This is a genomic window from Pseudomonas sp. RtIB026 (assembly GCF_016861355.2).
Taxonomy (GTDB): domain Bacteria; phylum Pseudomonadota; class Gammaproteobacteria; order Pseudomonadales; family Pseudomonadaceae; genus Aquipseudomonas; species Aquipseudomonas peradeniyensis.
The window spans coordinates 5,493,470-5,516,612 of sequence record NZ_AP023348.2 but is presented as its reverse complement, the minus strand read 5'-3'; the positions used below and the strand labels follow the sequence as shown (position 1 = coordinate 5,516,612).

General features: G+C 63.3%; 28 protein-coding genes. 16 read left to right on the top strand and 12 right to left on the bottom strand.

Features of this window, described 5'->3' with window-relative positions; translation table 11 throughout:
• Positions 1–75 precede the first annotated feature (75 nt).
• From pmbA to PRtIB026_RS24700, 6 genes are all read left to right on the top strand, one after another.
• The gene (gene pmbA, locus PRtIB026_RS24725) at positions 76–1,422 is read left to right on the top strand and encodes a metalloprotease PmbA (protein WP_203650813.1); all 1,347 of its coding nucleotides are present in this window, start codon (positions 76–78) and stop codon (positions 1,420–1,422) included.
• 219 nt (positions 1,423–1,641) lie between these two features.
• Positions 1,642–2,043 (top strand): hypothetical protein, encoded by a 402-nt coding sequence (locus PRtIB026_RS24720; RefSeq protein ID WP_062572905.1) that lies wholly within the window; start codon positions 1,642–1,644, stop codon positions 2,041–2,043.
• Positions 2,036–3,412: a class II fumarate hydratase gene (locus PRtIB026_RS24715; RefSeq protein ID WP_203650814.1), complete on the top strand. Its 1,377-nt coding sequence runs from the start codon at positions 2,036–2,038 to the stop codon at positions 3,410–3,412. The genes PRtIB026_RS24720 and PRtIB026_RS24715 overlap by 8 nt, the downstream gene beginning before the upstream one ends.
• 25 nt (positions 3,413–3,437) lie before the next feature.
• Positions 3,438–3,899, top strand: a complete 462-nt coding sequence (locus PRtIB026_RS24710) for a hypothetical protein (protein ID WP_203650815.1) — start codon at positions 3,438–3,440, stop codon at positions 3,897–3,899.
• A 1-nt stretch (position 3,900) separates the two neighbouring features.
• Entirely contained in the window at positions 3,901–4,518 is a 618-nt protein-coding gene (locus tag PRtIB026_RS24705) for a superoxide dismutase (RefSeq protein ID WP_203650817.1), read from the top strand.
• Between the two features lie 5 nt (positions 4,519–4,523).
• Positions 4,524–5,417 (top strand): ZIP family metal transporter, encoded by an 894-nt coding sequence (locus PRtIB026_RS24700; protein WP_203650819.1) that lies wholly within the window; start codon positions 4,524–4,526, stop codon positions 5,415–5,417.
• Positions 5,418–5,575: 158 nt separating this feature from the next.
• Here PRtIB026_RS24700 and PRtIB026_RS24695 read toward each other — a convergent pair whose 3' ends face one another.
• From PRtIB026_RS24695 to PRtIB026_RS24650, 10 genes are all read right to left on the bottom strand, one after another.
• Positions 5,576–5,848 carry an HPr family phosphocarrier protein gene (locus PRtIB026_RS24695; protein ID WP_203650821.1) on the bottom strand — a complete coding sequence of 91 codons (273 nt, stop codon included), beginning with the start codon at positions 5,846–5,848 and terminating at the stop codon, positions 5,576–5,578.
• A 20-nt stretch (positions 5,849–5,868) separates the two neighbouring features.
• The gene (gene rapZ / locus PRtIB026_RS24690) at positions 5,869–6,723 is read right to left on the bottom strand and encodes an RNase adapter RapZ (RefSeq protein ID WP_203650823.1); all 855 of its coding nucleotides are present in this window, start codon (positions 6,721–6,723) and stop codon (positions 5,869–5,871) included.
• A gap of 2 nt (positions 6,724–6,725) precedes the next feature.
• Positions 6,726–7,190, bottom strand: coding sequence for a PTS IIA-like nitrogen regulatory protein PtsN (ptsN, locus tag PRtIB026_RS24685; RefSeq protein WP_203650825.1), 465 nt, complete (start codon positions 7,188–7,190; stop codon positions 6,726–6,728).
• 12 nt (positions 7,191–7,202) lie between these two features.
• Entirely contained in the window at positions 7,203–7,511 is a 309-nt protein-coding gene (gene hpf, locus PRtIB026_RS24680; protein ID WP_011532415.1) for a ribosome hibernation-promoting factor, HPF/YfiA family, read from the bottom strand.
• 78 nt (positions 7,512–7,589) lie between these two features.
• Positions 7,590–9,089 carry an RNA polymerase factor sigma-54 gene (locus PRtIB026_RS24675; RefSeq protein WP_203650827.1) on the bottom strand — a complete coding sequence of 500 codons (1,500 nt, stop codon included), beginning with the start codon at positions 9,087–9,089 and terminating at the stop codon, positions 7,590–7,592.
• A 173-nt stretch (positions 9,090–9,262) separates the two neighbouring features.
• Positions 9,263–9,988 carry an LPS export ABC transporter ATP-binding protein gene (gene lptB, locus PRtIB026_RS24670; protein WP_011532417.1) on the bottom strand — a complete coding sequence of 242 codons (726 nt, stop codon included), beginning with the start codon at positions 9,986–9,988 and terminating at the stop codon, positions 9,263–9,265.
• A complete protein-coding gene (lptA, locus tag PRtIB026_RS24665) occupies positions 9,989–10,513 on the bottom strand; it encodes a lipopolysaccharide transport periplasmic protein LptA (protein ID WP_203650835.1) in 525 nt (174 codons plus the stop codon). It lies immediately after the preceding gene.
• Positions 10,500–11,072 (bottom strand): LPS export ABC transporter periplasmic protein LptC, encoded by a 573-nt coding sequence (gene lptC / locus PRtIB026_RS24660; protein WP_203650837.1) that lies wholly within the window; start codon positions 11,070–11,072, stop codon positions 10,500–10,502. Before lptC ends, lptA begins: the two co-directional genes overlap by 14 nt.
• Positions 11,073–11,080: 8 nt before the next feature.
• A complete protein-coding gene (locus PRtIB026_RS24655) occupies positions 11,081–11,605 on the bottom strand; it encodes a KdsC family phosphatase (RefSeq protein ID WP_203650839.1) in 525 nt (174 codons plus the stop codon).
• The gene (locus tag PRtIB026_RS24650) at positions 11,606–12,580 is read right to left on the bottom strand and encodes a KpsF/GutQ family sugar-phosphate isomerase (RefSeq protein WP_203650841.1); all 975 of its coding nucleotides are present in this window, start codon (positions 12,578–12,580) and stop codon (positions 11,606–11,608) included.
• Between the two features lie 244 nt (positions 12,581–12,824).
• Between PRtIB026_RS24650 and PRtIB026_RS24645 the strand changes: the two genes are divergently transcribed.
• From PRtIB026_RS24645 to hisC, 10 genes are all read left to right on the top strand, one after another.
• Complete coding sequence (locus PRtIB026_RS24645; RefSeq protein ID WP_028689661.1) at positions 12,825–13,634, top strand: ATP-binding cassette domain-containing protein; 810 nt, start codon at positions 12,825–12,827, stop codon at positions 13,632–13,634.
• On the top strand, positions 13,634–14,428 hold the full coding sequence (gene mlaE / locus PRtIB026_RS24640; protein WP_110735650.1) for a lipid asymmetry maintenance ABC transporter permease subunit MlaE: 795 nt from the start codon (positions 13,634–13,636) through the stop codon (positions 14,426–14,428). The genes PRtIB026_RS24645 and mlaE overlap by 1 nt, the downstream gene beginning before the upstream one ends.
• On the top strand, positions 14,428–14,913 hold the full coding sequence (gene mlaD / locus PRtIB026_RS24635) for an outer membrane lipid asymmetry maintenance protein MlaD (protein WP_028689663.1): 486 nt from the start codon (positions 14,428–14,430) through the stop codon (positions 14,911–14,913). The genes mlaE and mlaD overlap by 1 nt, the downstream gene beginning before the upstream one ends.
• A gap of 9 nt (positions 14,914–14,922) precedes the next feature.
• Positions 14,923–15,576 carry an MlaC/ttg2D family ABC transporter substrate-binding protein gene (locus tag PRtIB026_RS24630; RefSeq protein ID WP_203650843.1) on the top strand — a complete coding sequence of 218 codons (654 nt, stop codon included), beginning with the start codon at positions 14,923–14,925 and terminating at the stop codon, positions 15,574–15,576.
• Positions 15,573–15,875 (top strand): STAS domain-containing protein, encoded by a 303-nt coding sequence (locus tag PRtIB026_RS24625; RefSeq protein ID WP_203650845.1) that lies wholly within the window; start codon positions 15,573–15,575, stop codon positions 15,873–15,875. Before PRtIB026_RS24630 ends, PRtIB026_RS24625 begins: the two co-directional genes overlap by 4 nt.
• Before the next feature lie 118 nt (positions 15,876–15,993).
• The gene (locus PRtIB026_RS24620) at positions 15,994–16,233 is read left to right on the top strand and encodes a BolA family protein (RefSeq protein WP_028689666.1); all 240 of its coding nucleotides are present in this window, start codon (positions 15,994–15,996) and stop codon (positions 16,231–16,233) included.
• Between the two features lie 23 nt (positions 16,234–16,256).
• Positions 16,257–17,522 (top strand): UDP-N-acetylglucosamine 1-carboxyvinyltransferase, encoded by a 1,266-nt coding sequence (gene murA, locus PRtIB026_RS24615; protein ID WP_050704103.1) that lies wholly within the window; start codon positions 16,257–16,259, stop codon positions 17,520–17,522.
• Between the two features lie 93 nt (positions 17,523–17,615).
• A complete protein-coding gene (gene hisG / locus PRtIB026_RS24610; RefSeq protein ID WP_011532429.1) occupies positions 17,616–18,251 on the top strand; it encodes an ATP phosphoribosyltransferase in 636 nt (211 codons plus the stop codon).
• Between the two features lie 126 nt (positions 18,252–18,377).
• Positions 18,378–19,700 (top strand): histidinol dehydrogenase, encoded by a 1,323-nt coding sequence (hisD, locus tag PRtIB026_RS24605; RefSeq protein ID WP_203650847.1) that lies wholly within the window; start codon positions 18,378–18,380, stop codon positions 19,698–19,700.
• Positions 19,701–19,702: 2 nt separating this feature from the next.
• Positions 19,703–20,752, top strand: coding sequence for a histidinol-phosphate transaminase (gene hisC, locus PRtIB026_RS24600; RefSeq protein WP_203650849.1), 1,050 nt, complete (start codon positions 19,703–19,705; stop codon positions 20,750–20,752).
• A gap of 2 nt (positions 20,753–20,754) precedes the next feature.
• Here hisC and PRtIB026_RS24595 read toward each other — a convergent pair whose 3' ends face one another.
• Both PRtIB026_RS24595 and PRtIB026_RS24590 read right to left on the bottom strand, forming a co-directional pair.
• Positions 20,755–20,967: a hypothetical protein gene (locus PRtIB026_RS24595; RefSeq protein WP_267813140.1), complete on the bottom strand. Its 213-nt coding sequence runs from the start codon at positions 20,965–20,967 to the stop codon at positions 20,755–20,757.
• Positions 20,968–21,665: 698 nt separating this feature from the next.
• A complete protein-coding gene (locus tag PRtIB026_RS24590; protein ID WP_203647529.1) occupies positions 21,666–22,844 on the bottom strand; it encodes an integrase core domain-containing protein in 1,179 nt (392 codons plus the stop codon).
• Positions 22,845–23,143: the final 299 nt, after the last annotated feature.

Below are 23,143 nucleotides of genomic sequence, written 5' to 3'. Positions count from 1 at the left end.
CCAGTCGGGGGCCGCTTGTCCGGCCCGGTCGTAGAATGACCCAAGCCGTACGCAGAATTTTCAGTGGAGAGAACCATGAGTGCAGTCCAGAGCGTAGGCCCCAAGGACCTGCCGGCGTTGCAGGAACAGGTCGAGGCGATCGTCGCCGAGGCGCGCCGTCAGGGCGCCAGCGCCTGCGAAGTGGCGGTGTCGCTGGAGCAGGGCCTGTCCACCACGGTGCGTCAGCGCGAAGTCGAGACGGTCGAGTTCAACCGCGACCAGGGCTTCGGCATCACCCTCTACGTTGGCCAGCGCAAGGGTTCGGCCAGCACCTCGGCCAGTGGTCCTGAGGCGATCCGCGAGACCGTCGCGGCAGCCCTGGCAATCGCCAAGCACACCTCCGAGGACGCGTGTTCGGGGCTGGCCGATGCCGCCCTGATGGCCCGCGAGATCCCTGACCTTGACCTGTACCACGACTGGGACATCGAGCCGGAGAAGGCCATCGAGATGGCGCTGGCCTGCGAGGCGGCGGCGTTCGACGCCGACAAGCGCATCCTCAACGCCGATGGCACCACCCTCAATACCCACCAGGGCGTGCGGGTCTATGGCAACAGCCACGGCTTCATCGGCGGCTACGCGTCCACCCGGCACAGCCTGAGCTGCGTGATGATCGCCGAGGCCGACGGGCAGATGCAGCGTGACTACTGGTACGACGTCAATCGCCAGGGCAACCTGCTGGCCGACCCGCGCAGCATCGGCCAGCGCGCCGCGCAACGCGCCGCCAGCCGCCTCGGCGCGCGTCCGGTGCCGACCTGCGAGGTGCCGGTACTGTTCTCGGCGGAGCTTGCCGGCGGCCTGTTCGGCAGCTTCCTGTCGGCGATTTCCGGCGGCAACCTGTACCGCAAGTCGTCGTTCCTCGAAGGCACCCTCGGCCAGCGCCTGTTCCCCACCTGGCTGACCCTCGACGAGCGGCCGCACATCCCGCGCGCGCTGGGCAGCGCGGCATTCGACGGCGACGGCCTGGCCACCTACGCCAAGCCGTTCGTCGACAAGGGCGAGCTGGTGTCCTACATCCTCGGCACCTATTCCGGGCGCAAGCTGAGCCTGCCGAGCACCGCCAACGCCGGGGGCGTGCACAACCTGTACGTCAGCCATGGCGTGGAGGACCAGGCGGCACTGATTCGCCGCATGGGCCGCGGCCTGCTGGTAACCGAGCTGATGGGGCATGGCCTGAACATGGTGACCGGTGACTATTCCCGTGGCGCTGCGGGCTTCTGGGTCGAAAACGGCGAGATCCAGTTCCCGGTCCAGGAAGTGACCATCGCCGGCAACATGAAGGACATGTTCCAGCAGATCGTGGCGATCGGCAGCGATATCGAGACCCGCAGCAATATCCACAGTGGCTCGGTGCTGATCGAGCGGATGACGCTGGCTGGCAGCTGATCGGCGCTCTGTCATCAGCAGGGGAGTAGGGGAGCGTGGGAGCGGGCTTGCCCCGCGATATTCTTACCTGCAATCGCGAGGCAAGCTCGCTCCCACGCTGCCCTGCTCATGCCTTGCAAAGGACCCGGCCATCGCGCCGGGTTTCTTTTGCCCATCGTCTAGCTTGAACTGATTCTATTTCTCACATAATAATGAATATCATTATCCAGCAACCCGGCGATGATGTTCATGAAACCCGTCCTCCACGAACTGCCCTACCTGGAAAACTGGCGCTGGCTCAGCCGGCGCATCCGCTGCGCGCTCGAACCCGACGAGCCGCGTCTGATCGAGCATTACCTGGCCGAAGGGCGCTACCTGGTGTGCTGCACCGAAACCTCGCCCTGGACCGTGGCGCTGACCGCCTTCCGCCTGCTGCTGGATACCGCCAACGATCGCATGCTGCCGTGGCATTGGCGCTGCCTGTGCCTGGACCAGGCCTGGCGGCCCTTGCTCGACCTGCGCAACCTTGATCGCCGCGAACAAAACCTGCGCTGGCAGCCCTACGCGATGCAGCTCGCCAACAGCGTGCTGCTGCCGTCGATTTCTCCCGAAGAACTGATGCAAGGACTTGAAGATGAGTGATACCCGTATCGAGCGTGACAGCATGGGCGAACTGCAGGTGCCGGCCCAGGCCCTGTACGGTGCCCAGACCCAGCGCGCGGTCGACAACTTCCCGGTCAGCGGCAAGCCGATGCCGGCCCAGTTCATCCGTGCCCTGCTGCTGGCCAAGGCGGCGGCGGCCAAGGCCAACGTCGAGCTGTCCCAGCTGAGCGCGGGGCAGGGCGAGGCCATCGTCAAGGCGGTCGAGCAACTGCTGTCCGGCGACTTTATCCAGCATTTCCCGGTGGATGTGTTCCAGACCGGTTCCGGCACCAGCTCGAACATGAACGCCAACGAGGTCATCTCCACCCTGGCCAGCCGCGTGCTGGGCGAGCCGGTCAATGCCAACGACCATGTCAACTGTGGCCAGAGCAGCAACGACATCATCCCCACCACCATCCACGTCAGCGCCGCCCTGGCTCTGCACGAGCAGCTGCTGCCGGCCCTGCGTCACCTCACCCAGGTGATCGAGGCCAAGGCGCTCGAAGTGCACAAGCATGTGAAGACCGGCCGCACCCACCTGATGGATGCCATGCCGGTGCGCATGAGCCAGGTGCTCGGTGGCTGGGCCGCGCAGGTCAAGGGCGCCCAGGCGCATATCGAAGCCACCCTGCCGAGCCTGCAGGCGCTGGCCCAGGGCGGTACCGCCGTGGGCACCGGCATCAACGCCCATCCGCAGTTCGCCGCAGGCTTTGCCCGCCAGTTGAGCGGCCTGACCCAGGTCGAATTCACTCCTGGCGAGAACCTGTTCGCCCTGATCGGCTCCCAGGACACCGCCGTGGCCTTGTCCGGGCAGCTCAAGACCGCCGCCGTGGCGCTGATGAAGATCGCCAACGACCTGCGCTGGATGAACTCGGGCCCGCTCGCCGGCCTCGGTGAAATCGAGCTGCAGGGCCTGCAGCCGGGCTCATCGATCATGCCGGGCAAAGTCAATCCGGTGATCCCGGAAGCCACCGCCATGGTCGCCGCCCAGGTGATCGGCAACGATGCCACCATCGCCGTGGCCGGGCAGTCGGGCAACTTCGAGCTCAACGTGATGCTGCCGGTGATTGCCCGCAACCTGCTGGAAAGCATCGAGCTGATGGCCAACGTCAGCCGCCTGCTGGCCGACAAGGCCATCGCCAGCTTCAAGGTCAACGAAACCAAGCTCAAGGAAGCGCTGTCGCGCAACCCGATCCTGGTTACCGCGTTGAACCCGATCATCGGCTACCTCAAGGCCGCCGAGATCGCCAAGACCGCCTACAAAGAGGGCCGCCCGATCATCGACGTGGCGCTGGAGCACTCCGACCTGTCGCGTGATCAGCTCGAGGCGCTGCTGGATCCGGAAAAACTCACCGCCGGCGGCATCTGAGCCCGGGCCGCCCAGGAGACACGTCATGCAGCACTGGAAACGCACCACGCAAGACGCCAACCGCCTGTTCGAGCAGGGCGAGCTGGTCGATGCCCGGGAACACTACCTGCAAGCCCTGGCCCTGGCCCAGGTGCTGTTCGAGCGCTGGCATGACGTCGACGAGGCGGTGGCCGCACTGGTCATCGCCCATCACAACCTGGCCGATCTGCACCTGCGCCTGAACCAGCCGCACGAAAGCGCCGACTACCTCTGCGCGGCACACCAGCGGCTGCTCCAGGCCAGCCAGGATCAGCGCCTGCCCCAGGCCCTGCGCGACGCCGCGTTGCGCCACAGCGGGCGCACCTACACCGAGTTGCTGAGTTTCATCGCCGAATACGGCCAATACCCGCGTACCGAGCGCCTGCTCAGCCGACAGGCCCCGGTGGCCAGCGAGCTGGTCGCGCATACGGATATCACTGATCGCACACCTGCCTACGGAATCCACTGACATGCCGCATACCTTGCCTGCGTTGCCCTATGCCTACGATGCGCTGGAACCGCACATCGACACCCAGACCATGGAGATCCACCACAGCAAGCATCACCAGACCTACATCAACAACCTCAACGCCGCCATCGAGGGCACCGAGTGGGCCGAATGGCCGGTGGAACAACTGGTGGGCGCGGTCAAGCAACTGCCCGAGAAGCTCCAGGGCGCGGTGATCAACCAGGGCGGTGGGCATGCCAACCACACCCTGTTCTGGACCGTCATGTCGCCCAAGGGCGGCGGCCAGCCGGCAGGGCAGGTGGCCAGGGCCATCGACGCGCAGCTTGGCGGCTTCGAGGCGTTCAAGGAGGCCTTTACCAAGGCCGCGCTGACCCGCTTCGGCAGCGGCTGGGCCTGGTTGAGCGTGACCCCGCAGAACACTCTGGTAGTTGAGAGCAGCGGCAACCAGGACAGCCCGCTGATGCACGGCAACACGCCGATCCTCGGTCTGGACGTGTGGGAGCACGCCTACTACCTGAAGTACCAGAACCGTCGTCCGGAATACATTGGCGCCTTCTACAACGTGGTCGACTGGGCCGAAGTGGAACGTCGCTACCTTGAAGCCCTGAAACGAGTCTGACCGGTATGCGCTCCGAGGTGATGTCTGTCAGCAGTGTGCGCCTGTTCCGCCTGGCGCTTGGGACCTTGCTGTTGCTGGTCGGCACCGCGTTGCTGGTGGCGCGGGGCATCGCCTGGCTGGACCTGGAACCGCGCATGTTGCGTGCCCTTGAGGGCGGCGCATTGTGCGCGCTGGGGACGGCGTTGGGCGCGGTACCGGTATTGGTGATCCGCAACATGCCGGTGGCCGTGGCCGACACCTTGCTCGGCTTCGGCGCCGGGGTGATGCTGGCGGCCACCGCGTTCTCGCTGATCATTCCCGGGCTGGATGCGGCACAATCCATCGGCTTCAGCCCATGGGGCGCCGGTGGGGTGATCAGCAGCGGCCTGCTGTTCGGCGCGTTGTGCCTGTTCCTGGTCGATCTCAAGGTCTCCGGCGCTTCGCCAGAGGCCTTGGTCGGCAGCGATCAGCAACCGGTGATCGCTGCACGGATCTGGTTGTTTGTCATCGCCATCATTGCCCACAACATTCCCGAAGGCATGGCCATCGGCGTGTCCGCGGGCGGTGGCATGCCCGATGCCGACAGCCTGGCCATGGGCATCGCGCTGCAGGATGTGCCGGAGGGACTGGTGATCGCCCTGGTGCTGGCTGGGGCGGGCATGTCGCGGTTCAAGGCGTTCCTGATCGGCGCGGCGTCTGGGCTGGTCGAGCCACTGGCCGCGGTGATCTGCGCCTGGCTGGTGAACATCGCCGAACTGCTGTTGCCGCTGGGCCTGGCCTGCGCGGCGGGGGCAATGCTGCTGGTGGTGACCCAGGAGATCATTCCCGAATCGCGCAGCAACGGGCATCACCGCCTGGCGAGCCTGGGGCTGTGTGTCGGGTTCTGCCTGATGATGGTGATGGACACGGCGATGTCCTGAGCCCGGCACGGTCCCTGTAGGAGCGGCCTTGTGCCGCGAAAGGGCTGCATGGCAGCCCCTGGTTTTCAGCAACATTGCTGCATTGCCGGGGCTGCTACGCAACCCTTTCGCGGCACGAGGCCGCTCCTACACGAAGCGTGCGCAGTCGCTAGCGGCGCTTACTCGCCTTCGTCGAAGAAATTGTTGATCAACGCGACCAGTGCATCCATGGCCTCACCGTCCTGCTCGCCCTCGGTGTGCAGGTGCACCGGCGTGCCCTTGCCCGCGGCGAGCATCATCACCGCCATGATGCTCTTGCCGTCCACCAGCTTGTCCGGCGCGCGACCGACCCGTACCTGGCAAGGGAAGCGACCGGCCACGCCGACGAACTTGGCGGCCGCCCGCGCATGCAGGCCCAGCTTGTTGATGATGGTGATTTCGCGGGCGGGCATCGTGGGGCGGATCCTGTGGGCTATAGGTCGCGGTGGCGGACCTGGACGTTTTTCAGGGATTGCTGGAGCAGTTGGCCAAGCCGTTCGGTGATGTACACCGAGCGGTGGTGGCCGCCGGTACAGCCGATGGCGATGGTGACATAGGCGCGGTTGCTGGCGGCGAAGCGCGGCAGCCACTTGAGCAGGTAACCGGAGATGTCCTGGAACATTTCCTCGACGTCCGGCTGGGCGGCCAGGTAATCGATCACCGGCTGTTCGAGGCCGGAATGCTCGCGAAGTTCCGGCTTCCAGTATGGATTGGGCAGGCAGCGCACATCGAACACCACATCGGCGTCCACCGGCATGCCGCGCTTGAAGCCGAACGACTCGACCAGGAACGCGGTGCCTGGCTCGGGCTGGTTGAGCAGGCGCAGCTTGATCGAATCGCGCAGCTGGTAGAGGTTCAGATTGGTGGTGTCGATCTTCAGGTCGGCGAGGTCGGCGATCGGCCCGAGCAGCTCGCTTTCCACGCGGATCGCCTCGGCCAGCGAGCGGCTGTCGTTGGTCAGCGGATGGCGGCGGCGGGTTTCCGAGAAGCGCTTGAGCAGGGTGTCTTCGTCGGCGTCCAGGTACAGCACGTCGCACTGGATATGCCGCGAACGTGCCTCATCCAGCAGTTCGGGGAAGCGCGACAGGTGGCTGGGGAGGTTGCGCGCATCGATGGATACCGCGACCTTCGGTTGCAGCAACTCGGTGTTGATCAGCGCGTTTTCCGCCAACTGCGGCAACAACCCGGCAGGCAGGTTGTCGATGCAGTAGTAGCCGTTGTCTTCCAGCACGTCGAGGGCGGTACTCTTACCGGAGCCGGAGCGGCCGCTGACGATGATCAGGCGCATGTTCAGTGCTCGTTCTGTACGTCCAGGACGACCTGGTAAAGGGTCTCGCTGCTGTCGGCGGCACGCAGGCGATCGCGGACCTCCTTGCGATCGAGCATGCTGGCGATCTGGCGCAGCAGTTCAAGGTGGGCATCGGTGGCGGCTTCCGGGACCAGCAGGACGAACAGCAGGTCGACCGGGGCGCCATCGATGGCATCGTAATCGATGGGGGCATCCAGGTGCAGCAGGGCGCTCACTGGCGCGGTGCAGCCTTCGAGCCGGCAATGGGGAATGGCGATGCCATTGCCAAAACCGGTGGAGCCCAGCTTTTCCCGAGCGATGAGCTTGTCGAAGACATCTTGCATCCCCAGCTCGGGTACTTGCTCGGCGATCAGGTTGGCGACCTTTTCCAGGGCGCGCTTCTTGCTGCCGCCCGGCACGTTCACGAGGGAACGGCCGGGGGTCAGGATGGTTTCAAGTCGGATCATGGATGAGGGGGATCAGCGGGCGGCTGCGCCTTGCAGCAGGCTTTGCTGTTTTTCCTTGTGTTTTTTCAGTTGGCGATCAAGTTTGTCTGCCAAGGCGTCGATCGCCGCATACATGTCTTGATGTTCGGCGTTGGCGACGACTTCGCCACCGGGAATCTGGAGTGTGGCTTCCACCTTCTGCTGCAGCTTCTCGACCTTCATGATCACCGTCGCATTGGTGATCTTGTCGAAATGACCCTCCACGCGGGCGAGCTTCTCAAGCACGTAATCGCGCAGTGGTTGGGTGACTTCTACATGCTGTCCACTGATGTTGACTTGCATACAGCTTCTCCTTTGTTGCCCGTGCATAAAGAGGCAGGTATTGCACCTGCCACTGAAACGCTGTGGCACATCCCGGGGCTACATCAGTCGCTTGCGCTCGCTCGACGGGGCGATGCCCAACGATTCGCGGTACTTGGCGACGGTGCGACGGGCTACCTGGATGCCTTGTGCCTCCAGTAAACCAGCGATCTTGCTGTCACTCAATGGCTTTTTCTGATTTTCCGCCGCCACCAGTTTCTTGATGATCGCGCGGATCGCCGTGGACGAGCATTCGCCGCCTTCGGCGGTGCTCACGTGGCTGGAGAAAAAGTATTTCAGTTCGTAGATGCCGCGCGGGGTGTGCATGTATTTTTGCGTGGTCACCCGGGAAATGGTCGACTCGTGCATGCCCACCGCCTCGGCGATATCGTGCAGCACCAGTGGCTTCATGGCCTCGTCGCCGTGGTCGAGGAAGCCGCGCTGGTGCTCGACGATCTGCGTCGCCACCTTCATCAGCGTCTCGTTGCGGCTCTGCAGGCTCTTGATGAACCAGCGCGCTTCCTGCAACTGGTTGCGCATGAAGGTGTTGTCGGCGCTGGTGTCGGCGCGGCGGACGAAGCCGGCGTACTGCGGGTTGACCCGCAGGCGCGGTACCGCTTCCTGGTTGAGCTCGACCAGCCAGCGCTCGCTGTCCTTGCGCACGATGACGTCAGGCACGACGTACTCGGGCTCGCTGGACTCGATCTGCGAGCCGGGCCGCGGGTTGAGGGTCTGCACCAGTTCGATGACCTGGCGCAGTTCGTCTTCCTTGAGCTTCATGCGGCGCATCAGCTGGCTGTAGTCGCGGCTGCCGAGCAGGTCGATGAAGTCGGTGACCAGGCGCTGGGCCTCGCTCATCCACGGTGTCGAGGCCGGCAGCTGGCGCAGTTGCAGCAGCAGGCATTCGCCCAGGGAACGGGCGCCGATGCCGGCAGGTTCGAACTGCTGGATGCGGTGCAGCACCGCCTCGACCTCGTCCAGCTCGATGTCGAGCTCCGGATCGAAGCCTGCGCAGATCTCCTCGAGGGTGTCTTCCAGGTAGCCCTGGCTGTTGATGCTGTCGATCAGGGTGACGGCGATCAGGCGGTCGGTGTCGGACATCGGCGCCAGGTTGAGCTGCCACAGCAGGTGGCTCTGCAGGCTCTCGCCGACCGAGGTGCGGGTGGTGAAGTCCCACTCGTCGTCATCGTTGCTCGGCAGGCTGCTGGCGCTGGTCTGGTAGATGTCTTCCCAGGCGGTGTCGACCGGCAGTTCGTTGGGGATGCGCTCGGCCCATTCGCCGTCTTCGAGGTTTTCCGCGGTGCTGCTGGTACTGGTTTCCTGGAAACTGTTGTCCTGGACTTCGGCGGTCGGCTTGTTCTCGGCGTTGTCCGCCATCGGATCGCTGTTGTCGAAGTCCTCGCCGTCTTCCTGACGTTCGAGCATCGGATTGGACTCCAGCGCTTCCTGGATTTCCTGCTGGAGGTCCAGGGTGGAGAGCTGAAGCAGACGGATGGCCTGTTGCAACTGCGGGGTCATCGTCAGTTGCTGGCCCATTTTTAGGACGAGCGATGGTTTCATGGCTGGGGCTTGATACCTTGTTGCCGGCGCGCATGCGCCATCCACTACACGGAGGGCGCCTGGGCGCCGATTTTAAGCAAGTTGTATGCCTGAAATTGCAGCGTTTGCCTAGAGCACTGTAACAACTTAAGCCTCGAACAGGCGCTTGCGCCAGTGCTCCGGGCAGGCCGGGGTCAGAGTCGGAACTCGTGCCCCAGGTACACTTCCTTGACCAGCTGGTTGGCCAGGATGGTCTCGGCGTCGCCTTCGGCGATCAGCTGGCCATCGTTGACGATGTAGGCGGTCTCGCAGATGTCCAGGGTCTCGCGAACGTTGTGGTCGGTGATCAGTACGCCGATGCCCTTGTTCTTGAGGTGGTGGATGATCTGCTTGATGTCGCCCACGGAGATCGGGTCGACACCGGCAAAGGGTTCGTCCAGCAGGATGAACTTGGGCGCGGTGGCCAGGGCGCGGGCGATCTCGACGCGGCGGCGTTCACCGCCGGAGAGGCTCATGCCGAGGTTGTCGCGGATGTGGCTGATGTGGAATTCCTGCAGCAGGCTTTCCAGCTCCTTGCGCCGGCCGTCGCGGTCGAGGTCCTTGCGGGTCTCGAGGATGGCCATGATGTTGTCGGCCACCGACAGCTTGCGGAAGATCGAGGCTTCCTGCGGCAGGTAGCCGATACCGGCCTGGGCGCGGCCGTGCATGGGCTGGTGGCTGACGTCGAGGCTGTCGATCAGCACGCGACCCTGGTCGGCCTGGACCAGGCCGACGATCATGTAGAAACAGGTGGTCTTGCCGGCGCCGTTGGGGCCGAGCAGGCCGACGATCTGGCCGCTGTCGATGGACAGGCTGACGTCGCGAACGACCTGCCTGCCCTTGTAGCTCTTGGCCAGGTGCTGGGCTTTGAGGGTTGCCATTTACTCGGCCTTTTTCTTCGGTTGAATGACCATGTCGATGCGCTGACGTGGTGCAGTCACGTTGCCACCGCGACCGGCGGTAGCCACCTGGGTCTTGGTGTTGTAGACGATCTTCTCGCCTTCGGTGGTGTTGCCTTCGTTCTCGACCTTGGCGCGGTCGGTAAGGATCACCGTGTCTTTCTGCGCCTGGTACTGGATAGTCACGGCCCAGCCTTTCATCTTGTCGGGCTTGGCGGCGCTCTGCTGCTGCTCGAAGTAGGCCAGGTTGCCCACCGAGGTGACCACGTCGATGTCGCCGGAGGCGGAGCGGGTCATGGTCACGGTGTTGCCTTTGATCATCATCGAACCTTGGGTGATGATCACGTCGCCGGTGTAGGTGGCAACGCCCTGCTTGTCGTCCAGGTGGGCGTTGTCCGCCTGGATGCGGATCGGCTGGTCACGGTCGTTCGGCAGGGCGAAGGCGCTCGCGCTTCCCAGTGCTACGCCCAGGCTGAGCAGAAGGGGGATGGTTTTAACGAGCCTCATACTGTCCTCTTACGTTAGAGAGCAGGTCCATCCTGCCTTCTTTCAAATACGCTTTCATTCCTTTGCCCGTAGTCGTGCCACCGGCGCCGTCGATTCTAACGGCTTGCTCGGTCTGCGCATATTGCTTCTGCGGGAACACGGTCATGCGTGTGCTGGTGATGATGGTTTCACGTTGCTTGTCGTCGGTGCGCGCCACGCGCACATCGTCGATCAGTTCGACCTCGGTGCCGTCCGGGTTGACCTCGGCGCGCTTGCTCTGCACGTGCCAGGGGTACTCGGTGCCGCGGTACATGTGCAGGTCGGGCGTGGTCACCAGGGTGACCTCGCTGGCCTTGAGGTGCTCGACCTTGGCGGCGGTCATCTCGTACTGCAGCTTGCCGTCGGGCAAGAACTGCAGGCTGTGGGCGTTGATCGCGTAGTAGTCGATGGCACTCTGGTCGACCTGGGCCTGCGGCTGGTCGAGGAAGGTCTCCGGGCTGATGTTCCAATAGCCTACCGCAACCAGCACGGCGGCGATCCCGCCTAGCAGCGCGACATTTCTGATCTTCTTGCTGAGCATGGGCAGCCTTACAGGTAATGGGCGTTGGCAGCGTCCAGGGTGCCCTGGGCCTGCATGATCAGTTCGCAGAACTCGCGGGCGGCGCCTTCGCCGCCGCGAGCCAGGGTGACGCCGTGGGCGTGCTGGCGAACGAATGCCGCGGCGTTGTGCACCGCCATGCCCAGGCCCACGCGGCGGATCACCGGCAGGTCGGGCAGGTCGTCGCCGAGGTAGGCGACCTGTTCATAGCTTAGATTGAGTTCGGCGAGCAGGCCGTCGAGCACCACCAGTTTGTCCTCGCGGCCCTGGAACAGGTGCGGGATGCCGAGGTTCTTCGCCCGGCGCTCGACCACCGGGGTCTTGCGCCCGCTGATGATCGCGGTGGTCACGCCCGCGGCCATGAGCATCTTGATGCCGTGGCCGTCGAGGGTGTTGAAGGTCTTGAACTCGCTGCCGTCCTCGAGGAAATACAGGCGGCCGTCGGTGAGCACGCCGTCGACGTCGAATACCGCCAGCTTGATGGCCTTGGCGCGTTGCATCAGGTCCTGGTTCATTTACATCACTCCGGCGCGCAGCAGGTCGTGCATGTTCAGGGCGCCGGTCGGGCGGTCTTCCTGATCGACCACCACCAGCGCGCTGATCTTGTGGTCTTCCATGATCTTCAGTGCCTCGGCGGCGAGCATCTCGGCGCGGGCGGTCTTGCCGTGCACGGTCATGACCTCGTCGATGAGGGTCTTGTGCACGTCGATGTTGCGGTCCAGGCTGCGGCGCAGGTCGCCGTCGGTGAATACGCCGGCAAGCTTGCCGTCGTCACCCAGGACCACGGTCATGCCCAGACCTTTGCGAGACATTTCAAGCAGCGCGTCCTTGAGCAGGGTGCCGCTCTTGACCACCGGGAGTTCTTCGCCGGCATGCATGACGTTCTCGACCTTCAGCAACAGGCGGCGGCCCAGTGCGCCACCGGGGTGGGAGAAGGCGAAATCCTCGGCGGTGAAGCCGCGGGCCTCCAGCAGGGCGATGGCCAGGGCGTCGCCCAGCGCCAGCGCCGCAGTGGTGGAGGAGGTCGGCGCCAGGTTGAGCGGACAGGCTTCCTGGGCGACGCTGGCGTCGAGGTTGACCTCGGCGGCCTGGGCCAGGGGCGAGTCGGGGTTGCCGGTCAGGCTGATCAGCTGGATGCCCAGGCGCTTGATCAGTGGCAGCAGGGTGACGATCTCGGCGGTGCTGCCGGAGTTGGACAGGGCAAGAATGACATCGTCCCGGGTGATCATGCCCATGTCGCCATGGCTGGCTTCGGCCGGGTGCACGAAGAACGCCGGAGTGCCGGTGCTGGCCAGGGTGGCGGCGATCTTGTTGCCGATGTGCCCCGACTTGCCCATGCCCACCACCACGACCCGTCCCTTGCTGGCCAGGATCAGTTCGCAGGCCTTGACGAAGTCACCGTCGATGCGGGCCAGCAGGGCTTCCACGGCCTCGAGTTCGAGGCGCAGGGTGCGCTGGGCGGATTGGATCAGCTCGCTGGATTGGGTCATGTCGAAACGCAATGCCTGATGAAAAGGCGGCGATTATAGCCGCAATGTGTGAAAGGCTCATCCTTCGAATGTCATATGGATGCCGCGCCAGCCTGTCTGTGCCCTGAACGAGTGCGGGGACGCCCTTGGGGCGGGCCTATCAGCGGTGCTATAGTTCGCCGCTATTCGGCCCGCCGGGGACCTGTGTGCCTTCAAGATGAAGGCAGGCGTCCACATGACGAGGCTGCACTAGCAAGGAGTCTAGATGAGTGTGGATAGCGCCTACGCGGTCGAGTTGAAGGGTGTCACCTTCAAGCGCGGTTCGCGCAGCATTTTCAGCAACGTGGACATACGCATTCCCCGCGGCAAGGTCACCGGCATCATGGGGCCTTCGGGGTGCGGCAAGACCACCTTGCTGCGCCTGATGGGCGCGCAGTTGCGCCCGTCCGGTGGCGAGGTCTGGGTCAACGGGCAGAACCTGCCCGCGTTGTCGCGCAGCGACCTGTTCGATGCGCGCAAGCAGATGGGCGTGCTGTTCCAGAGCGGCGCGCTGTTCACCGACCTGGATGTGTTCGAGAACGTGGCCTTCCCGCTGCGGGTGCATACGCAGCTATCGGACGAGATGATCCGTGACATCGTGCTGATGAAGCTGCAGGCCGTGGGCCTGCGCGGCGCCATCGACCTGATGCCCGACGAGCTGTCCGGCGGCATGAAGCGCCGCGTGGCACTGGCCCGGGCGATCGCCCTCGACCCGCAGATCCTCATGTACGACGAACCGTTCGTCGGCCAGGACCCGATCGCCATGGGTGTGCTGGTGCGCCTGATCCGCCTGCTCAACGATGCCCTGGGCATCACCAGCATCGTGGTGTCCCACGATCTCGCGGAAACCGCGAGCATCGCCGACTACATCTATGTGGTCGGCGACGGCCAGGTGCTGGGGCAGGGCACGCCGGACGAACTGATGGGCTCGGACAATCCGCGCATCCGCCAGTTCATGAAAGGCGACCCGGACGGCCCTGTACCCTTCCACTTCCCTGCGCCTGACTACCGCGCCGATCTGCTGGGGACGCGTTGATGCGCAGAAAATCCTTACTCGAACGTATCCGTCTGTTCGGCCGTTCGGCCATCGATGTGCTGGCCGTGCTGGGACGCTCGTGCCTGTTCCTCGGCCATTCGCTGGGCGGGCGCAGCGGCATCGGTGGCTTCCAGCTGCTGGTCAAGCAACTGTATTCGGTGGGCGTGCTGTCGCTGGCGATCATCGTCGTGTCCGGCGTGTTCATCGGCATGGTGCTGGCCCTGCAGGGCTACAGCATCCTCGCCAGGTACGGCTCGGAGCAGGCCGTGGGGCAGATGGTCGCCCTGACCCTGCTGCGCGAGCTGGGGCCGGTGGTCACCGGTTTGCTGTTCGCCGGCCGCGCGGGCTCCGCGCTGACCGCCGAGATCGGCAACATGAAGTCCACCGAGCAGCTGTCGAGCCTGGAGATGATCGGCGTCGACCCGCTCAAGTACATCGTCGCCCCGCGCCTGTGGGCCGGCTTCATCTCGCTGCCGCTGCTGGCGCTGATTTTCAGCGTGGTCGGCATCTGGGGCGGCTCGTGGGTCGCCGTGGACTGGCTGGGCGTCTATGAGGGTTCGTTCTGGGCCAACATGCAGAACAGCGTTTCGTTCAGCGACGACGTGATCAACGGGCTGATCAAGAGCCTGGTGTTCGCCTTCGTCGTCACCTGGATCGCCGTATTCCAGGGGTACGACTGTGAGCCCACTTCAGAAGGGATCAGCCGTGCCACCACCAAGACCGTGGTCTATGCCTCGTTGGCAGTCCTGGGTCTGGACTTTATTCTGACCGCCTTGATGTTTGGAGATTTCTGATGCAAAACCGCACCCTGGAAATCGGTGTCGGCCTGTTCCTCCTGGCCGGGATCCTGGCGCTGCTGCTGCTGGCCCTGCGTGTCAGCGGGCTGTCGGCCAGCCCGAGCAGCGACACGTACAAAGTTTATGCGTACTTCGACAATATCGCCGGTTTGACGGTCAGAGCTAAAGTGACCATGGCCGGTGTGACCATCGGCAAGGTCACGGCCATCGATCTGGACCGCGATTCCTACACCGGTCGGGTCACGCTGCAGCTGGACAAGCATGTCGACAACCTGCCGACCGACTCCACTGCCTCGATCCTGACCGCAGGCCTCCTGGGCGAGAAGTACATCGGCATCAGCGTGGGCGGCGAGGACGCGGTACTCAAGGACGGCAGCACCATCCACGACACCCAGTCGGCGCTGGTGCTGGAAGACCTGATCGGCAAGTTCCTGCTCAACTCGGTGGGCAAGGAACCGAAAGAAGCGCAACCGGCTAATTAAGGAGTTTCCATGATTTCGATCCTGCGACGTGGCCTGCTGGTTCTGCTGGCGGCCTTCCCCCTGCTGGCCCTGGCGGCGCCGGGGCAATCCGCCCGTGATGTGATCCAGGGCACCACCACGCAGCTGCTCAGCGACCTGAAGGCCAACAAGGAGCAGTACAAGGCCAACCCCGAGGCGTTCTACAACGCGCTCAACAGCAATCTCGGCCCGGTGGTCGATGCCGATGGCATCTCCAGGAGCATCATGACCGTCAAGTACTCGCGCAAGGCGACGCCCGAGCAGATGCAGCGCTTCCAGGAGAACTTCAAGCGCAGCCTGATGCAGTTCTACGGCAACGCCCTGCTGGAGTACAACAACCAGGGCATCACCGTAGACCCGGCCAAGGCCGAGGACGGCGACCGCACCAGCGTCGGCATGAAGATCACCGGCACCAACGGCGCGGTCTATCCGGTGCAGTACACCATGCAGAAGCTCGATGGCGAGTGGAAGGTGCGTAACGTCATCGTCAATGGCATCAACATCGGCAAGCTGTTCCGCGACCAGTTCCAGGACGCCATGCAGCGCAACGGCAACAATCTGGACAAGACCATCGACGGCTGGGCTGGCGAAGTGGCCAAGGCCAAGGCGACCGCCGATACTTCGCCGGATAAGGAAGTCAAATGAGCGACGCCGCCGTGAGCATGGCCGAGCCGGGCGTCCTCGCCCTGGCCGGCGTGCTGGACTACCGCAGCGGTCCGGCCCTGCGCAAGCAGGGCAAGGCGTTGGTCGCGGCGTGCCGCGAGCAGCGCCTGGTGCTCGACTGCACCGCGGTGGTGAAGTCGAGCAGTGTCGGCCTGTCGTTGTTGCTGGGCTTCATGCGCGATGCCCAGGCGGCCGGCAAGACCTGGGAACTGCGCGGTATCCCCGAGGATATGCGGGAAATTGCCGGGGTCTATGACCTCGATGAAGTGTTGGCAGGCTGATGCCCTGCCGTTCGGGAAAGGCCCCTCGGTCAGCGCGCCTTGTCATGGGCTTCGCAGGCGAGGGGCTTTTTTGTATGATGGCCGACCCGCGCGCGTTGGGCGCCGATCGAGGTTGAGCATGCAGGCCGTAGAAGTCAAAAGCTTTCTGGAAGAGAAATTGCCGGGAACCCGGGTCGAAGTTGAAGGCGAAGGCTGCAACTTCCAGTTGAACGTGATCAGCGACGAGCTGGCCGGCCAGAGCCCGGTCAAGCGTCAGCAGGCGATCTATGCTCACCTCAATCCGTGGATCGCCAACGGCAGCATTCACGCGGTAACCATGAAATTCTTCAGCAGCGCAGCCTGGGCTGAGCGCACCTGAGCCAACTTGGCGGCGAGATACGTATGGACAAACTGATAATTACTGGCGGCGCGCGCCTCGACGGCGAGATCCGCATTTCCGGCGCGAAGAACTCGGCGCTGCCGATTCTCTCGGCCACCCTGCTGTGCGATGGTCCGGTCACGGTCGGCAACCTGCCGCACCTGCACGACATCACCACCATGATCGAGCTGTTCGGTCGCATGGGCATCGAGCCGGTGATCGACGAGAAGCTCTCGGTGGAAATCGATCCACGCACCATCAAGACCCTGGTCGCTCCCTACGAGCTGGTCAAGACCATGCGCGCCTCGATCCTGGTGCTCGGCCCAATGGTCGCCCGTTTCGGTGAGGCCGAAGTGGCCCTGCCGGGCGGTTGCGCCATCGGTTCGCGTCCGGTCGACCTGCACATCCGCGGCCTGGAGGCCATGGGTGCGAAAATCGACGTCGAAGGCGGCTACATCAAGGCCAAGGCGCCTGAAGGCGGCCTGCGCGGCGCGCACTTCTTCTTCGACACCGTCAGTGTTACCGGCACCGAGAACATCATGATGGCCGCCGCCCTGGCCAAGGGCCGCAGCGTGCTGCAGAACGCCGCCCGCGAGCCGGAGGTGGTCGACCTGGCCAACTTCCTGATCGCCATGGGCGCGAAGATCCAGGGCGCGGGCACCGACACCATCACCATCGATGGCGTCGAGCGTCTGCAGCCGACCACCTATCGCGTCATGCCCGACCGTATCGAGACCGGCACCTACCTGGTCGCCGCTGCCGTGACCGGTGGCCGCGTCAAGGTCAAGGACACCGATCCGACCATCCTCGAAGCCGTCCTCGAGAAGCTCAAGGAAGCCGGCGCCGACATCACCACCGGTGAAGACTGGATCGAGCTGGACATGCACGGCAAGCGTCCGAAGGCCGTGAACCTGCGTACCGCCCCGTACCCGGCGTTCCCGACCGACATGCAGGCGCAGTTCATCTCGCTCAACGCCATCGCCGAAGGCACGGGCGCAGTGATCGAGACCATCTTCGAAAACCGCTTCATGCACGTCTACGAGATGCACCGCATGGGCGCACAGATCCAGGTCGAGGGCAACACCGCCATCGTTACTGGCGTCAAGGCGCTCAAAGGTGCTCCGGTAATGGCCACCGACCTGCGCGCTTCCGCCAGCCTGGTGCTGTCGGCGCTGGTCGCCGAAGGCGATACCCTGATCGATCGCATCTACCACATTGACCGTGGCTACGAGTGCATCGAGGAAAAACTGCAGATGCTGGGCGCGAAGATCCGTCGCGTACCGGGCTAGCAGTCATCACGGCGCAGGGACGCGCCAGCCGAATCGTATGCGGTCGGGCTCACGGGCCCGGCCGGCAGTAGACGCTTAAGGACCGACGTTCCAATGTTGACCATCGCGCTATCCAAAGGCCGTATTCTCGACGATACCCTGCCACTGCTGGCCGAAGCCGGCATCGTGCCGACCGAGAATCCGGACAAGAGTCGCAAGCTGATCATCCCGACCACCCAGGATGATGTCCGCCTGCTCATCGTGCGTGCCACCGACGTGCCGACCTATGTCGAGCATGGCGCCGCCGACCTCGGAGTGGCCGGCAAGGACGTGCTGATGGAATACGGCGGCCAGGGCCTGTACGAGCCCCTGGACCTGCAGATCGCCCAATGCAAGCTGATGACCGCCGGCGTAACCGGCGCGCCCGAGCCCAAGGGCCGCCTGCGCGTGGCCACCAAGTTCGTCAACGTAGCCAAGCGCTATTACGCCGAACAGGGTCGTCAGGTCGACATCATCAAGCTGTACGGTTCCATGGAGCTGGCCCCGCTGATCAACCTCGCCGACAAGATCATCGACGTGGTCGACACCGGCAACACCCTGCGCGCCAACGGCCTCGAACCCCAGGAACTGATCGCCACGATCAGCTCGCGCCTGGTGGTCAACAAGGCCTCCATGAAAATGCAGCACGCCCGTATCCAGAGCCTGATCGACACCCTGCGCAACGCCGTCGAATCGCGACACCGCGGCTGACCTCTGCGCGCGACCTCCGCTGTCGCGCCCGTCTATCCGCGTCATAGCCAATTTTCTCAGGTGCCCGCGCGGATGGAGTGGTAGCTTTAGGGCGCCTGAACATCCGCTAATAACGAGGCCCTCGCCATGACCGTGTCCACTGCAATTGCCCGTCTCAACGCCGCTGACCAGGATTTCGCCCGACATCTGGATCATCTGCTGAGCTGGGAAAGCGTGTCCGATGACGCGGTCAACCAGCGCGTGCTCGACATCATCAAGGCTGTGCGCGAGCGCGGTGATGCGGCGTTGGTGGAGTTCACCCAGCGTTTCGACGGTGTCGATGCCACATCGATCAATGATCTGATCCTCGACCGTGCCCGCCTTGAGCTGGCCCTGACCCGCATCACCCCGGTGCAGCGCGAAGCTCTGGAGAAAGCTGCCAGCCGTGTGCGTATCTACCACGAGCGGCAGAAGCAGGACTCCTGGCAGTACACCGAGGCCGACGGCACCGTGCTCGGCCAGAAGGTCACTCCGCTGGACCGCGCCGGCCTGTACGTGCCGGGTGGCAAGGCATCGTACCCATCGTCGGTGCTGATGAATGCGATTCCGGCGAAAGTGGCCGGCGTGGCCGAAGTGGTAATGGTCGTGCCGACCCCGCGTGGCGAGGTCAACGAGCTGGTGCTGGCCGCGGCCTGCATCGCCGGGGTCGACCGGGTATTCACCGTCGGTGGCGCCCAGGCAGTCGCGGCTCTGGCCTATGGCACCGAAAGCGTGCCGCAGGTGGACAAGATCGTCGGCCCGGGCAACATCTACGTGGCCACCGCCAAGCGTCATGTATTCGGCCAGGTCGGTATCGACATGATTGCCGGCCCTTCTGAGATCCTGGTGGTGTGCGACGGCCAGACCGATCCGGACTGGATCGCCATGGACCTGTTCTCCCAGGCCGAGCACGACGAAGACGCCCAGGCCATCCTGGTCAGTCCGGACGCCGAGTTCCTCGATCGCGTGGCCGCCAGCATCGACAAGCTGCTGCCGACCATGGAGCGCGCCGAGATCATCGAGAAGTCGATCAACGGCCGTGGCGCGCTGATCCAGGTGCGTGACATGCAGCAGGCCATCGAGGTGGCCAACCGCATCGCTCCCGAGCACCTGGAACTGTCGGTGGCCGACCCGCAGGCCTGGTTGCCGCAGATTCGCCACGCCGGCGCGATCTTCATGGGTCGCCACACCAGCGAGGCGCTGGGCGACTACTGCGCCGGTCCCAACCACGTGCTGCCGACTTCCGGCACCGCGCGCTTCTCTTCGCCACTGGGCGTGTATGACTTCCAGAAGCGTTCGTCGATCATCTTCTGCTCCGAGCAGGGCGCGTCCGAGCTGGGTCACACCGCTTCCGTGCTGGCCCGGGGCGAATCGCTGACCGCTCACGCGCGCAGCGCCGAATACCGCATCCTCAACGAGAAGGGGAACTGAGCATGAGTCGATTCTGGAGTCCCTTCGTCAAGGACCTGGTGCCTTACGTGCCGGGCGAGCAGCCCAAGCTTGCGCGGCTGGTCAAGCTGAACACCAACGAGAACCCCTATGGCCCGTCGCCCAAGGCGCTGGAAGCCATGCGTGGCGAGCTCAACGACAACCTGCGGTTGTATCCGGACCCGAACGGTGACCGGCTCAAGCAGGCGGTGGCCGAGTATTACGGCGTGACGCCGGCGCAGGTGTTCGTCGGCAACGGCTCGGACGAGGTGCTGGCGCACATCTTCCACGGCCTGTTCCAGCATGACTGTGGGCCGCTGCTGTTCCCGGACGTGAGCTACAGCTTCTACCCGGTGTATTGCGGTCTGTACGGTATCGCGTTCGAGCAGGTGGCGCTGGATGAGCAGTTCCAGATCCGGGTTTCGGACTACAGCAAGCCCAATGCCGGGGTCATCTTCCCCAACCCCAATGCGCCGACCGGTTGCCTGTTGCCGCTTGAGGCGGTCGAGCAGCTGCTGCAGGCCAACCGGGATTCGGTGGTGGTGGTCGATGAGGCCTACATCGATTTCGGTGGCGAGACGGCCATCAGCCTGGTCGATCGCTATGACAACCTGCTGGTGACCCAGACCTTGTCCAAGTCGCGTTCGCTGGCGGGGCTCAGGGTTGGCCTGGCGGTGGGGCATCCTGATCTGATCGAGGCGTTGGAGCGGATCAAGAACAGTTTCAACTCCTACCCATTGGATCGCATGGCGATTGTCGGGGCGGCGGCGGCGTTTGATGACCGTGCGTATTTCGATGAGACCTGTCGCAAGGTTATCGATAGCCGAGAGGTGCTGGTTGCCGAATTGGTGGCGCGTGGGTTCGAGGTGTTGCCTTCGGCGGCGAACTTCATCTTTGCCCGGCATCCCGGGGAGGATGCTGCGGGGATCGCGGCGCGGTTGCGTGAGCAGGGGGTGATTGTTCGGCACTTCAAGCAGGAGCGGATTGCGCAGTTCCTGAGGATTACCGTTGGGACGCCGGAGATGAACCAGGCTTTGCTTGATGCTTTGAATTGATTTCAGAGGTTTGGCTGGGGGCGGATTGGAAGTGGTTGTTCTGACTTCTGATTTGCCCCTTGTTGTTGTTGTTGTTGTTGTTGTTGTTGTTGTTGTTGTTGTTGTTGTTGTTGTTGTTGTTGTTGTTGTTGTTGTTGTTGTTGTTGTTGTTGTTGTTGTTGTTGTTGTTGTTGTTGTTGTTGTTGGGTGGTTTTGGAAGTTGTATGCGCATTCATTTGTGATGTCGACGCTTATTCACCTTTCCGCCCTTACGGCGGGTTACTTTGGTCTTGGCCAAAGTAACCAAAGCCGCTGCGCTCCATTCATCCGGCCCTACGCTTCGCTCCGGGTTCCCTCACTCCGGCCTTGCTCCCGGGAGGACCGCGCTGCAGGGCCCATCCTGGGCCCCAGCGCTTGACGGGCATCCATGCCCGTCACCTCCCTCCGCAAGTCCTGCGTTCGGCCTCCTGAAGTCGCGCAAGTTACGGGCGGCGCCTGGGGTGGCGCAGCTGTCGCTAGTTGAAAGTTTAATTAATCTCTCGATCGCATCGCGGGGCAAGCCCGCTCCTACACGACAGTCGCCGTTATATAAATCCCTGTAGGAGCGGGCTTGCCCCGCGAATGGGCCGGAACAGCCAATACATAACTAACTGTAAAACAACTAACTTCGCATTTCTTGCTCTTGCTCTTGCTCTTGCTTCTAAGTGCGCGGTAGCTCAGGCAACACCAATTGCGACTTCAGGAGGCCGAGCGGAGTTCTTGCGTAGGGAGGTGACGGCCATGGATGGCCGTCAAGCGCTGCGCCCCAGGATGGGGCGTTCAGCGCGGTCCTCCCGGGAGCAAGAACGGAGCGAGGGAACCCCGAAGCGAAGCGTAGGGGCCGGATGAATGGAGCGATGTACGGGTCACCCACATGGGTTACACAAAAGTTCACTCACATAGGTGACAACACCTTGAGTGTTACATAACCATCAGTGGCATCTCGCACATCGACCCTGCCAAGGATGATGGGACCGAAAATAACATCCCAGACGCCATCCCCAACCTGCTCCAGGCCAATGGTCTGGTGCTTGAGCACATAACCTACGTAGATCCTCAAGCCGCGGCGGTTGATGATGCCGCAGCTATCCGCTGGCAAGCTCTCAATATGGCTGGGATAGGTCATCTCGGGGAGTTTTTCAGGGAATGGGCGCGGCGAGGGTTGGTAGCAAGACGCCGGTGTTTTCTGCTTCAACGCTTCATGCAAGCGCTCGTGATTGTAGTGCTGCCGGAAGCGATCAAAGTGCCGTTGTTGAGCCTCCCAGGCCACTGCCGGCGGCGATGGTAGCGTGCTTTTGAGCGTCCGATGCATGCGTTCGTGGCGGCCATTTTGTTCAGGCCGACCAGGCGCAATGCGCTCGGGAATGATGCCTAGACGCAGCCACCAGATCGACAGCTGGGAAAGTCCCGCACGCCCCTTACTGGCAAACGGCACACCGTTATCGGTACGAATCCGCTCAGGCAGGCCATTCTCCCGGAACACTTGGGTGAAAACGGCCTGCGTTTCCAGAAGATTGGTGTTGGGCATGCTGTGGCAGGCGAGCAGGAAGCGACTGGCGTGATCCATGATCGTCAGCGGATAGCACCAGACGCCTGCACCTGTCAGAAATTGGCCTTTGTAGTCCGCACTGAACAGTTGGTTAGGCGACTCTGCCTTCTCCAGGGGCTTGGGATAGACCGCTACCCGCTGACGTAAGCGGCGTGGTTTGACCAACTCGGCCTTCTTGAGGATGTTGTAGATCGCTGTCTTCGACGGCGGCGCCTGATCAGGGAAACGCTCCTGCAGCGCAGCCTGGATCTTTTTCGGACCCGGTTCCGTTTCGCCTCGACTGCGCAGTTCGATAATGGCTTCGCGAACTGCAACAGGCACGATCCAGTCCTGGGTCAACCGGCGGCGGCTGCGTTCTTCCAGCCCCGAAGGCCCCTCTTTCTCATATCGCTCGACCCATTTGTAGCCGGTCTTTCGGCTGATCTCGTAGGCCTGGCACAGGGCGCTGAAGCTGGGCGCCCCCTGTAGGTAATCCGCGATGAAAAGCATTTTCAGGTCCATAGGTTTCAGCTCTCGCCAAGGCATGGTCAGATCCTCGAAAACCGACCCTGCCAGTTAAAGACTGTTACCTATGTGCGTGAACTGATTTGTAACCCATGTGGGTGAGTCATACCGCGAGGATTTTTTGGTTCCTTTTTGATCCTTCAAAAAGGGACCCGCCGTAAGGGCGGAAAGGTGACTATGCGTCACCATCGCCAATGAATGCGCATAAAAAAATAAAAACAATCATCCCCGAACCCGAACCCGAACCCGAACCCTTGCCCAATCCCCCACCAACCGCTATCGTCCAACCCAAGAAAATTCATCCGATGACTGGACGTACC

Coding starts and splice junctions, on each gene's coding strand:
- pmbA (WP_203650813.1), top strand. CDS start 76: ATGAGTGCAGTCCAGAGCGTAGGCCCCAAGGACCTGCCGGCGTTGCAG.
- PRtIB026_RS24720 (WP_062572905.1), top strand. CDS start 1,642: ATGATGTTCATGAAACCCGTCCTCCACGAACTGCCCTACCTGGAAAAC.
- PRtIB026_RS24715 (WP_203650814.1), top strand. CDS start 2,036: ATGAGTGATACCCGTATCGAGCGTGACAGCATGGGCGAACTGCAGGTG.
- PRtIB026_RS24710 (WP_203650815.1), top strand. CDS start 3,438: ATGCAGCACTGGAAACGCACCACGCAAGACGCCAACCGCCTGTTCGAG.
- PRtIB026_RS24705 (WP_203650817.1), top strand. CDS start 3,901: ATGCCGCATACCTTGCCTGCGTTGCCCTATGCCTACGATGCGCTGGAA.
- PRtIB026_RS24700 (WP_203650819.1), top strand. CDS start 4,524: ATGCGCTCCGAGGTGATGTCTGTCAGCAGTGTGCGCCTGTTCCGCCTG.
- PRtIB026_RS24695 (WP_203650821.1), bottom strand. CDS start 5,848: ATGCCCGCCCGCGAAATCACCATCATCAACAAGCTGGGCCTGCATGCG.
- rapZ (WP_203650823.1), bottom strand. CDS start 6,723: ATGCGCCTGATCATCGTCAGCGGCCGCTCCGGCTCCGGTAAGAGTACC.
- ptsN (WP_203650825.1), bottom strand. CDS start 7,190: ATGATCCGACTTGAAACCATCCTGACCCCCGGCCGTTCCCTCGTGAAC.
- hpf (WP_011532415.1), bottom strand. CDS start 7,511: ATGCAAGTCAACATCAGTGGACAGCATGTAGAAGTCACCCAACCACTG.
- PRtIB026_RS24675 (WP_203650827.1), bottom strand. CDS start 9,089: ATGAAACCATCGCTCGTCCTAAAAATGGGCCAGCAACTGACGATGACC.
- lptB (WP_011532417.1), bottom strand. CDS start 9,988: ATGGCAACCCTCAAAGCCCAGCACCTGGCCAAGAGCTACAAGGGCAGG.
- lptA (WP_203650835.1), bottom strand. CDS start 10,513: ATGAGGCTCGTTAAAACCATCCCCCTTCTGCTCAGCCTGGGCGTAGCA.
- lptC (WP_203650837.1), bottom strand. CDS start 11,072: ATGCTCAGCAAGAAGATCAGAAATGTCGCGCTGCTAGGCGGGATCGCC.
- PRtIB026_RS24655 (WP_203650839.1), bottom strand. CDS start 11,605: ATGAACCAGGACCTGATGCAACGCGCCAAGGCCATCAAGCTGGCGGTA.
- PRtIB026_RS24650 (WP_203650841.1), bottom strand. CDS start 12,580: ATGACCCAATCCAGCGAGCTGATCCAATCCGCCCAGCGCACCCTGCGC.
- PRtIB026_RS24645 (WP_028689661.1), top strand. CDS start 12,825: ATGAGTGTGGATAGCGCCTACGCGGTCGAGTTGAAGGGTGTCACCTTC.
- mlaE (WP_110735650.1), top strand. CDS start 13,634: ATGCGCAGAAAATCCTTACTCGAACGTATCCGTCTGTTCGGCCGTTCG.
- mlaD (WP_028689663.1), top strand. CDS start 14,428: ATGCAAAACCGCACCCTGGAAATCGGTGTCGGCCTGTTCCTCCTGGCC.
- PRtIB026_RS24630 (WP_203650843.1), top strand. CDS start 14,923: ATGATTTCGATCCTGCGACGTGGCCTGCTGGTTCTGCTGGCGGCCTTC.
- PRtIB026_RS24625 (WP_203650845.1), top strand. CDS start 15,573: ATGAGCGACGCCGCCGTGAGCATGGCCGAGCCGGGCGTCCTCGCCCTG.
- PRtIB026_RS24620 (WP_028689666.1), top strand. CDS start 15,994: ATGCAGGCCGTAGAAGTCAAAAGCTTTCTGGAAGAGAAATTGCCGGGA.
- murA (WP_050704103.1), top strand. CDS start 16,257: ATGGACAAACTGATAATTACTGGCGGCGCGCGCCTCGACGGCGAGATC.
- hisG (WP_011532429.1), top strand. CDS start 17,616: ATGTTGACCATCGCGCTATCCAAAGGCCGTATTCTCGACGATACCCTG.
- hisD (WP_203650847.1), top strand. CDS start 18,378: ATGACCGTGTCCACTGCAATTGCCCGTCTCAACGCCGCTGACCAGGAT.
- hisC (WP_203650849.1), top strand. CDS start 19,703: ATGAGTCGATTCTGGAGTCCCTTCGTCAAGGACCTGGTGCCTTACGTG.
- PRtIB026_RS24595 (WP_267813140.1), bottom strand. CDS start 20,967: ATGAATGCGCATACAACTTCCAAAACCACCCAACAACAACAACAACAA.
- PRtIB026_RS24590 (WP_203647529.1), bottom strand. CDS start 22,844: ATGCCTTGGCGAGAGCTGAAACCTATGGACCTGAAAATGCTTTTCATC.